Origin of the sequence: Bradyrhizobium hipponense (assembly GCF_008123965.1) — a bacterium.
GTDB classification, from domain to species: domain Bacteria; phylum Pseudomonadota; class Alphaproteobacteria; order Rhizobiales; family Xanthobacteraceae; genus Bradyrhizobium; species Bradyrhizobium hipponense.
On record NZ_VSTH01000178.1, the window covers coordinates 18262 to 30603 of the forward strand.

Annotated in this window: 9 protein-coding genes; 8 read left to right on the top strand and 1 reads right to left on the bottom strand. The window is 57.5% G+C overall.

Features of this window, described 5'->3' with window-relative positions; genetic code table 11:
* Nucleotides 1-165: 165 nt before the first annotated feature.
* The 6 genes from FXV83_RS38000 (at nucleotide 166) to FXV83_RS38025 (ending at nucleotide 8414) form a co-directional block, all read left to right on the top strand.
* Nucleotides 166-2514, top strand: coding sequence for a tetratricopeptide repeat protein (locus FXV83_RS38000; protein WP_148744979.1), 2349 nt, complete (start codon nucleotides 166-168; stop codon nucleotides 2512-2514).
* Between the two features lie 69 nt (nucleotides 2515-2583).
* Nucleotides 2584-2931, top strand: coding sequence for a hypothetical protein (locus FXV83_RS38005; RefSeq protein ID WP_148744981.1), 348 nt, complete (start codon nucleotides 2584-2586; stop codon nucleotides 2929-2931).
* A gap of 2 nt (nucleotides 2932-2933) precedes the next feature.
* Complete coding sequence (locus FXV83_RS38010) at nucleotides 2934-5477, top strand: Hsp70 family protein (protein WP_148744983.1); 2544 nt, start codon at nucleotides 2934-2936, stop codon at nucleotides 5475-5477.
* A 1-nt stretch (nucleotide 5478) separates the two neighbouring features.
* Entirely contained in the window at nucleotides 5479-6798 is a 1320-nt protein-coding gene (locus FXV83_RS38015) for an ATP-binding protein (RefSeq protein ID WP_148744985.1), read from the top strand.
* A 111-nt stretch (nucleotides 6799-6909) separates the two neighbouring features.
* Nucleotides 6910-7587, top strand: coding sequence for a rhomboid family intramembrane serine protease (locus FXV83_RS38020; RefSeq protein ID WP_148744987.1), 678 nt, complete (start codon nucleotides 6910-6912; stop codon nucleotides 7585-7587).
* Nucleotides 7584-8414 (top strand): hypothetical protein, encoded by an 831-nt coding sequence (locus FXV83_RS38025; protein WP_148744989.1) that lies wholly within the window; start codon nucleotides 7584-7586, stop codon nucleotides 8412-8414. The genes FXV83_RS38020 and FXV83_RS38025 overlap by 4 nt, the downstream gene beginning before the upstream one ends.
* Nucleotides 8415-8792: 378 nt before the next feature.
* Here FXV83_RS38025 and FXV83_RS38030 read toward each other — a convergent pair whose 3' ends face one another.
* Nucleotides 8793-8984, bottom strand: a complete 192-nt coding sequence (locus FXV83_RS38030; protein ID WP_148744991.1) for a hypothetical protein — start codon at nucleotides 8982-8984, stop codon at nucleotides 8793-8795.
* 928 nt (nucleotides 8985-9912) lie between these two features.
* On the opposite strand from FXV83_RS38030, the gene FXV83_RS38040 reads away from it, so the two are divergent.
* Together FXV83_RS38040 and FXV83_RS43635 are read left to right on the top strand one after the other, a co-directional pair.
* A complete protein-coding gene (locus tag FXV83_RS38040; RefSeq protein ID WP_148744993.1) occupies nucleotides 9913-10521 on the top strand; it encodes a hypothetical protein in 609 nt (202 codons plus the stop codon).
* A gap of 917 nt (nucleotides 10522-11438) precedes the next feature.
* The gene (locus FXV83_RS43635; RefSeq protein WP_148744995.1) at nucleotides 11439-11666 is read left to right on the top strand and encodes a hypothetical protein; all 228 of its coding nucleotides are present in this window, start codon (nucleotides 11439-11441) and stop codon (nucleotides 11664-11666) included.
* Nucleotides 11667-12342: the final 676 nt, after the last annotated feature.

The window sequence follows — 12342 nt, forward strand, 5'->3', positions numbered from 1 at the left end:
AAAGCCCGGGGGTGAAAGGCTTCAGGCAGCAGCCATAGGGCTGGACAAAAACGCGTCCCAGGTCCTGGAAACAGCCGCCAAGGAGTGGTTGGAGCGGCACCGCGCAGGCAAGAAACAATAGTCCAACCGCCAAAGTGTCGGGGGCAGAGCTGATCTGGGGTCGTGGTGTCGGACGGGGTGCAAAAATCGATCGAAAACGATCTCGACGCCCAGATCGCCGAGCTCACGGCTGCTATCTCCCGCAATCCGAGAGATCTCAAGGCTTATCGTCAGCGAGGACTTTTGAAAGCGCGCATGCGTCGGTACGACGATGCGCTGAACGATTTCAACCGTACTTTGGCGCTGGACCCCAACGACGCTCATGCCTACGGACTGAGGGCCCTGGTGTGGGCGAGGAAGGGTGATCGCGACCGCGCCCTGGTTGACTTCGATGAAGCTATTCGACTGGCGCCCCAGAACGGCGAATTGTATCGCTCCCATCGAGACCGCGTTCTTGCCGAGTCTTCACGCGCTCCCATTGAAGGTGGCGACTTCAGCATCCTGAAGAACCCCTTCGTGCTGCTTGGATTGCCACCGACGGCAGCGCCAGCATTGGTCAAGGAAGCCTATGAAGATGCGGTCGAAGATGAGGTCGACGATGTCGACGTCCTGATGCGAGCCCAGCAAACGCTCATGACACCCCGCCTCAGGATCGAAGCTGAAGTGGGGGGCTTTTTAGATGTCGATCCGCGGCTGACCTCGCAGATTGTTTCCAACATACGCGTCGGCGCTACGATCGACGAAATCAGTGAACAACTGGGCAAACTTCACTCGCTTCCGCGATCGAATGTCATCGCCCACTATGGTTCGGCTCTGCCGTTGGAAATGGCTGGTCTCTGCGAGCTCATAGCCGCGCAAGCAACTGTCACGCCCGGAGCGGTATGCGATGCGATCAACGACGTGCGAGAGGAGATCGCTCTGGGGCGCGTCGACAGGGAGCAGGTGAGCGAGGCCCTTTCGAAACTTCTCGACCGACAGACGAAGGCCGTAATCGAACGATTGGGCTTTTCGGACGGAGCTACCGATCTATTCGATCGCTTTGTTTCCAAAATCACTGCCGACGCTTACAGCCCGACGCTGTTCAGGCTTGACGTGTACGTTAGGACGTTCGCCCAGATTATCGCGCCTGAACTCTCCAAACGGAGCGAGGCCATCGAGGCGGCCTGCGAAGCAATCAAGAAGAGCCCGAAATCGCAATCATGCCGCGCCAAGCTCGACACCGCCCTACAAAGTTGGATTTCCCTTCTACGTCCGGTCCAAAGCTACGAAATCCACCGGCAGCGGGAAGATGCGACCACCCGTGAGATGTACATCAAGGTCAGGGACTTGGCGCTGTGGTTGGCCAACGAGAAAAAGGAATTCGAGAGCGCTGGAAAGGTCGTCGAGATCGCGACCGGTGTCTTCGGTCACCTTCCTCGCGCTGCGGCCCAAATGAAGGAGGAGGCCGCCCAACTCCTCGACCTACGGAACGAGCAGCTTGCGGAAGAGATTCTGACCCCGCTGCTGCAGGCATGTGAGGCGGCGAATAAGTCTCATCGGGCCATCGAATCCGAGTTGCTCCGGGCGGGTTTCGGACCCGGATCAACAGGCAGTGTGAAAGCTCTCTTCGATAAGTTCGCGACCGCGGTCGGATCGACTGCGAAACTGCCATTTTCCGACGCGCCGTGGCGCCTGGTCCGAGAGGTGGCGATCTCGCTCAACAACGACTCCTCCGCACCCCGCGCCGCTGAGAACCTGCTCCAGGGAATTCTGGACTTTGCCGACCACAAACCGCCGACCGCGGAAATGATCAAAGCGCTGCGAGAGGACCAGAGGGTCGTCCGCAAAAATCAGGTGGAGGCGGACCTTGGCAAGAGTCTCCAGGCTGAGAAATGGGGCGAGGCCGAAAAGCTTGCGGAACGGCTACTCACGCTGGAGACCGATGAGGAAAACCTGAAGAGCGCCCGTCAAATTCGCGAGACGGTGTCCGCCAAGCATAAGGCCGTGGTCCGTACTCGCTGGTTCTGGGGCATCGCGGCCGCGGGTGTTCTTATCTGGATCGTGGCGAGCAACGACAACAACAGGTCGGGGACCACGAACTACCGGCCTTCACCCCCATCGTATTCGGCTACGACGAATAGTCCGACCACGATGACCAGAAACGACGCTTTCGTTCCAGGGGATACCAGCGAGACGATGCCAGCGGTCGGATCCGGATTATCTCTGTCTCGCTCGAATATCCGATACTGCTCCTACCAGGGTATCAGATTGGAAGCCGCGAGGTCGATGATTACCACGGAATCCCAACGACAGGGTTTCAACACTGGCATCGATGACTTCAACTCGCGTTGCAGCAACTATCGATATCGGCAGAGCGATAAGAACGCCGTGGATGCAGAGCTGCCCGGAAAGCGATACGCCCTTGATGCCGAGGGTCGCGCGCTCGCCGCAACATGGCAGTCGAATTCACTTCCAAGGCCCCGGGTCAACCGATGACCGCTGGGATCGACAAAAATGCCGCATCGACAACGTCGGCGGCGACGCCGGGAAAGCGAAGGACCTGACATGGCGGAAAGCGAAGAGACCATGGCTCGGCTCGCGGTGGAGTATTGGAAACTGCTCCGTGTGCTAGAACGCGCCCTCGAAAGTGTTCCCGACGGACGGCGGGAAAGGTTCGCATCGCAGGGTCGCTACGCCGCCGATCGGCTCGACGATCTCCTCAAGGAACGGAAGATGTCTGTGCAGTCGTTCGACGGAATGGACTTCGAGATCAATCTGCCCGCGTCCCCGGTGAACGGAGACGAGTTTCCGAACCGCACCGACGTCGTGGTCGCGCGGACTATCGAACCCGCCGTCATCGCGGATATGCGCCCCATCCTGATGGGAAAAGTCTACCTGGCGAGTAAGGAGTGAGCATGTACCTCGGAATCGATCTCGGAACGTCCAACTCGGCCATCGTCGGCAACGACGGACGGGAACTCCGTCTCTACAAGACGGTGGACGGCGCCGACGTACTTCCCAGCGCCATCATGATCGACCGGCGGGGCGGCATGTTCATCGGATTGCGCGCCTACGAACAGGATGCCTTCGCTCCGGAGAACGTCGGCAAGAAATTCAAGCGGCTGATGGGGACCTCCAGCCCCATCGAGTTCAAGAGCGCCGGCCGGACGATGAGTGCCGAGGACGCGAGCGCCGAAGTGCTCAAGACGCTCCTCGCACAGGCCAAGCTGGCGATCGGAGAATTCGATCTGGAGGGAACAGTCATAACCATCCCCGCCGCGTTCAATCAGATGCAGTGTGAGGCCACCATGCGCGCCGCCGAAGCCGCAGGTATCGGTCGTGTAGGCCTCGTCCAGGAGCCCATCGCCGCTGCAATGGCCTCGATCGCCGACAGACAGAGGCGCAATTCGGCGCTGAAGGATGGGCAGTTTCTTGTCTACGATCTCGGCGGCGGGACATTCGACGTCGCCATCGTCCAAAGCGTCGGCGGGACGATTAATGTCGTCGGCCACGGTGGCATCAACATGCTCGGCGGCACCGATTTCGACCGCAGAGTGGTGAACGGTATCGTTCGTCCTTGGCTCATGGAGCAATTCGACCTGCCGGAAGATCTTCAGAAGGATCCGACCTACCAACGCGTGCTGAGGATCGCCGGGTCTTACGCAGAGAAGGCGAAAATCGAACTGTCGGCCCGACTTTCCACGCGCATCTCGGCGGACGAGAGCCAGATCTCAGCGCGGGACCGGGCCGGTAAGGAGATTTATCTGGACATCCCGTTCGACCGGCCTCAGCTCGAAGAACTGGTTTTCGACCAGGTCGAGAGGTCGATCGATGCCTGCCGAAAGCTCCTGAAGGAGAATGGTTATCAGCCTGGCGACATCGACCGCATCGTGTTCATCGGCGGCCCGACCCGCATGCCCATCGTGCGCTCGCGCGTGCCGGAGCAACTCGGCATTCAGGGGGATTTGGATTCGGATCCGATGACTTCCGTTGCCTTCGGGGCCGCAATTTTTGCCGAAAGCCGCGATTGGTCTGGCGCAGCGGTGACGGCCAAGCCGACGCGGGCGACGGTCAGCGCCGGCGGAGCGATCAAGATTGAATACGGGTATCCGGAGCGCACTTCGGATGCACGGATCCGGATCCGGATCCGGCCGCAGCCGGAGGCTCAGGGGAAGGGCTATCGTCTTCAGATCGACAGCGACATGGGATGGACCAGCGGGCAACTTCCGCTCGACGACACCAACTCTGTCAACGACGTTCCAGTCGGACGCCGGGGGGACAACCACTATCGCGTCATGGTCTTCGACCAGTCGGGGAATGCTATCCCGGATGCGGAAACCAGAATCGTGGTGAAGCGCACCGACGCCTCGTCCGCAGGGACCCCCATTACCCACACGATCGCAGTGACAGTCGTCGCGAACGAAGGGGGGATTTCGAAGAACGTTCTGAACGCGCTTGTAGAGAAAGGGCAGTCGATCCCGGCGAACGGAATCGAAAACTATCGGGCGGCGAAAGATCTGAAGGGCGGGGACGCTGACGGTCTCGATGTCGAGGTCTACCAGATGGAGCCTGGCGTAACCGACCCGGCCCTTAACCTGCACGTAGGCAGCTTCCGGCTGGAAGGCGCTGAACTCGATCAGGGAGACATTATCCGCCGCGGTGATCTCATCCGGATCCACTGGAATTTGGACGAGAACGGAATACTGAACTGCGCCCTTGAGGTCCCGTCCATCGGCCGCAAGTTCGACACCGGCAAGATGTTCACGGTCCAGGGGGCCAAGAAGAACTTCGAAGGACAGGAGGGCGAGGACTTGGCCAATTCGGTCCTCGACACGACCACGAATGAGCTCGAGGAGTTGCAACGCACCATAGGCACGAGAAGCAGCGCTGAAGCAGACGAACTGAATCGTCGCCTGGAGGAACAACGTGCGAACCTGAAAACTTCATTCGAGGCCGACACTCGCCGCTCTATCGTTGAAGAGGGCCGCGCCATTCGGCAGGAAATTTCGCGCATCAAGAACCGTCCCGAAAACGTCGGATCGGTCCTTACCGCAGAAGTCGACGGGCTCGTGCAAGCTTACAACGCCACCGTTAGAGCCCACGCGCCTCGGTCTACGAACGACCGCTTTGATGCCTTGCTTGAGCAGGTGCATGAAGCACTGCAGCACGGCCGGCCGGACGATGCCCGCAGATCGTATTCGGAAATGATCGCCATTTTCCTGGATGGCGCCAAGGAGCAACCCGGCTTCCACGTCGACATGTTCCTTTCGTTCACGCGTGAGCGTCATCTCGCCACAGACAAGGCGCTTCACGACCGTCTCATCGCGGAGGGAGAAGCTTGTATTGATCGGAACGACCTGAGCGGTCTGCGCAGGGTGATTGGTCAAATCCTGGATAATCAGTATCCGACCAGCGCCAAGAAAGCGGCCAGCGCAGCGCTTGCCGGCCTGATGAAGTAAGATGACCGCCTTCCCTTGGTTTCCGATAGGCCATCAGATCGCTTGCGGGACCGTCGGTCGCCTCAGGGCAGAGGGCGCCGGCTATCAGGTGCTGCATGACCAGTCGAGCGAACGGTTGATGCTGGTCATCGCCAGCGACAGCACGGCCGGCAAGGGCGCCGCGGCATCCACTGTCGCGACGAAGTTCGAAGGGGTCGACTTCAGCGGCCGGTCGTTCTTGGCTATATCGATGTCGAAGGCCGAGGAGCCAGTTCCGATGCTGCAATGGCCGAAGCGGTTCGGCTTGCCGACGTCGCCGGACATTAAAGCGATGGGCAAGGCTATCTCGGATTTGCGCCAACGAGATCCTCAGGCGGAAGTGGGAAGCGCATTGTTCGTGACGTCGATCGAGGTCTGTCTGCCGGTGAAAGACTCGGATCGCCCGGAAGACCTGAAGAGGCTTGCTGCACAGATCCTAGTTGGCTCGGGGCAGATTCCGTCTTTGGACATCGGGTCCGTTCGAGGGCTGAATCCGTGGGTGTCCGCGCAGGACATCGAGTTCTTCCTGGAGGCACTGGGCATTTCCGAGGTTCTGGAACCTCCGGCCCCTGAAGACTTTTCCTTGCCAGGCCGACCGGCTCTCGAGGCCTTCTTCCGCGAATACGTGATCGAGCCGAGTGCGGACCCTGCGAGATACGATGCCCTTCGAGTCCAACTTCCGAACGGCATTCTGCTCTATGGCCCGCCGGGATCCGGGAAAACTCACGCGGTCGATACTCTTGTTGCCGCCCTTCGACGGCCCGTTTTCAGGCTGGATCTTGGAGAGATCGGTAGTCCGTTCATCCATCAGACCACGGTGGCGATGCGAAAGGCCTTCGAGCAGGCCAAGCGAAGCGCACCATCGCTTCTGATTCTGGAGGAGATCGACGCCGTGGCGCCGGCACGCGGGCCGATGTCCCACGATCATAAGGTCGAGGAATTGACCGAAATCCTCAGAATGATCGAGTCCGCGGCGAAGAACGGCGTCCTGGTCCTCGGGACGACCAATCGCCGGGAAGCTCTCGACCCTGCGGTGTTGCGGAAAGGCCGGTTCGATCAATCAGTGCATGTGGACTATCCTACGAAGGAAGAAGTCGAACTGGCGCTTCGGGGAATGCTGAAAGATCGGCCGCATGATCTCCCAGATCTCTCCAAGGAGAGCCAATTCCTCGCCGGTCATCCGATGAGCGATGTAGCATGGGTTGTGAACGAGGCGGCGAGACTTGCTGCTCGGTCGAAGCGCGATATGATCGAGAATGACGACCTTGAGCACGCTTTGGCGCGATTAGGCTCGTCTTCGTAAGCTCTCACGATTTCAGGCGGGAGAGCTTCGTCTGAAGATTCGCTTGGTCTAACGTCCTCTTGTCGCTGCCTATTTTCTATCGCAGAATTGTGGCGTGGGAGAGGGCTGCCTATGGTCGTGGTGTTCGGGGATAACCTGCGTCGGAAGCGCTTGGCCGTCGCAACTTATGTTATCGCGGCGGTCTGCGCTGCTGCTACGTTTCTCGGCTTAGCACCGGACGCGGGCGCAGAAATTGTTAGGGTGTTCGGGTTCGTACCACTTGACTTCAGCCAGCATCCCATTGTGTCGCTGTATACGCTTTTCACCGCCGAGTTTGTCCACTCGGGGTTGGAGCATCTAGTTGGCAACTTGATCTTTCTAATTGCCTTTGGTCGCTCGATCGAGAACCTCGTGGGATATACTGTATTCGCGGTAGCATTCGTCGGACTTGGGGCGCTGGCGTTTCTAGGCTCATGGCTGATCGGCCCAGCCTCGCACATCCCGATTGTCGGAGCATCAGGCGCGCTATCGTTGCTGATGGGGGCCTATACAATCATATTCCCCAAGGCCAAGTTGAGAATCGTTCCTTTCCTGCGCGTACTATATCTGCGTGCGTGGCAGTTCTCAGCCGCGTGGATAGCTCTCCAGATATGGGTCGCGGTAGCAGTCGGTGAACTGACGAGTCGTGTTGCCTATGCCACGCACATAGCCGGTTTCGTCATAGGCTTGGTTGCGGGTGTGGCGTGGAAGGAATTCGCTCTCGACACAGACCGGCTCATTGCAGAACTGACCGAAGAGGTTTCGTTATGAAATACATCATCCTAGTGATTGCGATGGCGATCACCTGCATTTTGGCCGCGGTCGCCAACGTCCTCATCACCAGGATGATTGGTCTCAACCTATTCACGTACAAGCTGTGGTTCATCATCCCTGCCGGCGCGATCTGCGTAGGGATGCTCGGAGCGAGCGGTGCAATTCTCGCAGCGCGCTATTTTAACATACAGCCAACAATCGTCGACGCCATCCTCATGGTGCTTGTTGCGGCTGCAACTATGGTCCTCATCTACTATCTCGACTACGCGACATTTGTTCTCGAGGATGACCGCAGAGTCGCCGACCTCATAGACTTCGGCAGCTATGTCGATCTGGTTTTGACGAAGGCACACATGCGCGTCGGCCGAGGCGCTGGCATTGACTCTGGAGAAGTCGGCCAGATGGGTTATGCGCTTGCCGGCATCGAGTTTGTCGGGTTCCTGATCGGCGGGGCGGCCACGTTTCTTTTCATCAAGGGTCTGTGGCGTTGCGCCGAATGCGGCTCGTATCTGCGGAAGCTAAAGACCAAACAAACGAAGGAACTGACGTTCGACGAGGCGAGCAAGGTTATAGAGATGTTCAAGACAGGCGATCTTGGTGCGGTTCAGGGAGTGATGGCTTGGGCTCCGCCAGTGCGGATGCTTGACCGCAAGGGGCAGAAGGCCCTGGTCTCGTTTGACTTACTGGGGTGTTCGAAGTGCAAGACGGAGGTGATTTCTGCCAGCGTGAAAGCCTTCAATGGGAAAGAATGGCAGGACGTACCGACGCTGACGACGCGGCGCAATCTATCCAGCGACCTCTCTTTGCGCGATCAGTTCGCCTAGTGAGGGTCGGAAAAGAGAGAAAGGACCCCCTCGGTTTTTTCGCGCTCAAAAATCGGGGAAAAAATCGAGGCGAAATTCGTTAGGCGTGTCAGCGGGATAGAAAATCGAGTCGTTCTTAAAACGAAATCGAGTCGCTCTAAAAGCCCAAATCGAGTCGTTCTAAAAGTGTCCGCACAAAAGCGTCCGCATACGCTGGCCGGGCGGAACTCGAACCTACATGGATACACTTATGACCGGGCTGCTCTGACCATTGACCTTCATGTGCTGAAGGAGACAGGTTTCACCCGCATCGGGAGCCAGACCGGTCGGCAACAACGTTGCAGAGCTTGCTCAAAGTTGGCCGGAATACAAATTCATGAATTACCGGCAAACTCCATCTCATCTTTTCTTTCGCCGCTCCAACCACTCCCGAGCTGCTTCCTCCATAACAGACCAGGCGGCGCGATCTTCCGCTATAGCAGCCGTCTTAATTGCCCTGATGATCTCCGGGTCCATCATCGTGAGGAATTGGCGGCGATCTCCTACGGGCGATCTACGTCCTCGCTTCGCCGATTTCTTCTTCTCGATCATCCGAGGTTCGCGCCTGCCAGTTTAATCGCAGCAAGGTCCCACGCCTAACACATCGCCACAACTGCACCCACTGCTCCGACCAGCTGCCGAAGGCTCGCGCGCTAAACTAGATCTCGCGTGACCTGTAATGATTTGAATCTATTGCAATATTTCATTATCTTGCCAGCAGCTATATATTTATATAGTTATATAAGACATGAGTTTCGTAGGAGACTGCAGATGGGAGATTGGCGAATCGCTCTGATCGAGGCTCATCCACAAGTATTCCATGCGTTACCCGGCAAAGCCGCGGTGTCCCGCGCCTACCCACGATGCGGGGATGGATGGCGTGGTCTCCTAGAGCGTGCCTGCGCGAGGATCGAGAGCGCAATTGTGGGAGGAGACACGTTTGTAGCGAGGCAAATTAGTCAGAGGCTCGGGACCCTGCGCTTCTATTGGAGTGGTAAGCTGGGGACCTCATCACAATCCCTGATCGTCGATGCGGTTAGCCGGGCCGAGGCATGTTCGCATTGCACGTGTGAGGAATGCGGTGCGCCCGGGCGCCTTTATCGAACCGGCAGAACGTTGATGAATCGGTGCATCGTACACGCCATTGGGGTCTTGGTATCGATTGAGCCTGGCTTTGAAAACGTTCACCTCGTTCAGAAGATAGTTGATGGTCGCGCGTCTATTGTCGCTTGTCGCTACGACAGAGCGATCGATGCATTCATTGAAATTGCGTGGGTAAGCAACAAAGACGAGGTGCCTGGACCGCATCTTGAGGACGTCATGGGCCCAAGAAGTGGAAGCGATTGGCTCAGATGCACGAGCCAAGGTGCTCGGCTGCGAGCTTTCCAGCGTCGCAACTACTGCCGCGGCAGAAGGCAGCGCTACGACTGCCTGGGCTGACCCTTAACTAGGCTATTCTTCAGTGCACTAGAGAAGAGACATGTCCGAAAACAGCCAAGCTGCAAGTCCGCCCGAGCATTTCACTTCGGCCAAGACAACTGCGGCGATTCCAATTCGACACCCAGCAATCAGGGATGCCCTAATCCAATTCTCGCTCGACGCGGCAGTTCGTTCGATCGAATACATAGAGTCTGCTACTGTTGGCTCGGAAGTAGTCGATGTAGACGCAATCGTGGTGCAGGGCGAGGGTGGCCGCTCTCTTCTCGACATCATTCCCGCTCGACCGCTCAGAGATCTCGAAGAAGAGGGGTTGGCATTGATGGCTCTTGGGGAACTCAATATTCCGACGCGGGCCTTAACATCCGAGGACCTCCGGCGAGAGCCCCGCTTCAGCAACTCGCGACTGGTTTGGTTATATAATCGACATCACGTGCCGCTCGACCTGCGCTTGGGTATATTGAAGCTGCTTTCCGAACAACCTTCGATGAAGTTGGGTGATCTCCTTCAAGGCATCAAAGAAACTGGCTCCCGCGGTAGCCGAGCCGTCATGTCCTTGGCGTGTGCCGATCTTATTTCGTTGGACTTGGAATCGCAGCCTCTCGGTCCGAACACTATGGTGACGCTGCGCACGCCTTACCAGCGCAGCTGATCCCACCAAAATTGCTGACACCCATGCGATGCCGTCGCTCTCTGGCTGCGCTAGTGGGCCGCGCCATGAATGCTAGGGACTGGCGCGGTTCGCTTACAATCAAGCGAGCCGCAAAGGATTTGTGCAGCGATCACCCGCGACCCGAGCGCGCAGGCGCTGTCTTGAAGGATTGGCCACAGGCGGCATCCAGTTTGGGGGGCGCTCTTCGCAAGTCCCATCGAGTCAAGTGAAGGACTGATGTTGAACGAACGTAGCATTTTTCGCTCCGCAATCGCGCCGCCCCCGGAAATGTACGCGAGAGGCCGTTTGCCGTGCGCGATTGAGTGCAATCGAATCCTTCGAGAGCCTTCAAGGATTAGACTGCACGCAATAATTGAATCCTTGATAAAAATCGGTAAATTAGAACGCAGTATGTCGCGGCAAGGATTAGAATAAAGCAAGCAATTACAAGATGTTATATCGTAATAGCTGACGTATATTGGTCCATTATTGACTCGACGTATGCGTGCAATGACGGATAGAATGATTGTCGAAGGCTCAAGCGGGGAGCTGGAGGCCGATTTGACGAACTTCTTCGGGAGTCTCGTCATGATGGGATCCGCCCTGGTTTGTCGAACATCGAGTAGGCGAGGAGACAAGACGATGGGACCAGACCGTAGGGCGACGGAGCTTCAGGACGATACCAGCACGCGTCTGCTTGTGTTGAGCGCGGGCCGCATCGAAACCATCTTTCGTATCATCGAGCAGGCCGCACTTCATGCAATCGAAGGAAATAGCTTCAAAGTCCATCACGAGCATCTAGTAAGGGCAATTGATGAGTTTGAGACTAGAGAGAGGCGAACCTCGATCCATGGGGGCCCATTAAAGAGGCAGGCTGAAATGAAGTTTGCCGCGCAGCTTTATCCCGGAGGCGTGCCATGCGATCAAAAGGATCCTCTTCGTGCCAGTATAGAGAATATAGACCGAAGGCCGAAATTGCGGTGAGCGTGGAGCGGGCCTTCGAGGCACTTGCCCGAATTCATCCTCGTTCCACCACCGAAAGCGCGGTCATATCCGTGGCAGCCCTGGAGATGCTTTTCCAAGATTGGCTCTTCATCATTTATGGCGAGCTCAGCCAGGGCATGAGCGTTGGTCGCAAGTCTTGAACGGGGCTTCGGCCCAACTAGGAGAGGAAGCTTCTGGCGAAAAGGTTGTCCTATGCCGAACCAGGAGGTGTTTCGATGCAGGCAGACGAGGCCAGCGACCACGACGCATTCACCTTCGATAGTGTGCGGATAGATTTCTGGCTGGAAGACCGAACGCGTCCATTCTTTCTGGACGTGATTGTCGCTCCTGACTGCACCATCACCTGTTCCAGATTTCGCCACGAAGGAGAAGCGATAACAGAGAGTCTTTGGAGATGTTGCATGAGCGCTAAGGAAGAGTGGTCCCAGCGATCCAGTAACCACCAAGTTCCCTTCCTAGGTGCAGGTTTGAAATCGATCGACGACATGGCTCTGCGCTGCATCAGTGCGCGCAGTCGCCGATCATACTTTGAGAAAAGGCGGGCAATGTCGTTGCGGCGAGGGAGTCGCTTCGCCGCAAGAGGTCTTTACTGATACGCACGCGGAAGACGGCATGACTATCATGGCACGCTAAGGAGGTCATGGCCTGGCGGCTTTGGGTGAGCTTGGAGGATGTCGCATGAACAAGCCAAAGGACAATACGCGCCTCCACTCTGAGCTAAATCCAATCCGTAATTCGGTGCTAGGCGCTTATGAAGAAGCTACGAGCGGCTTGCTGGCTCGTCTCGCGCACCAATCCCCACCCGCACCCCTTCCC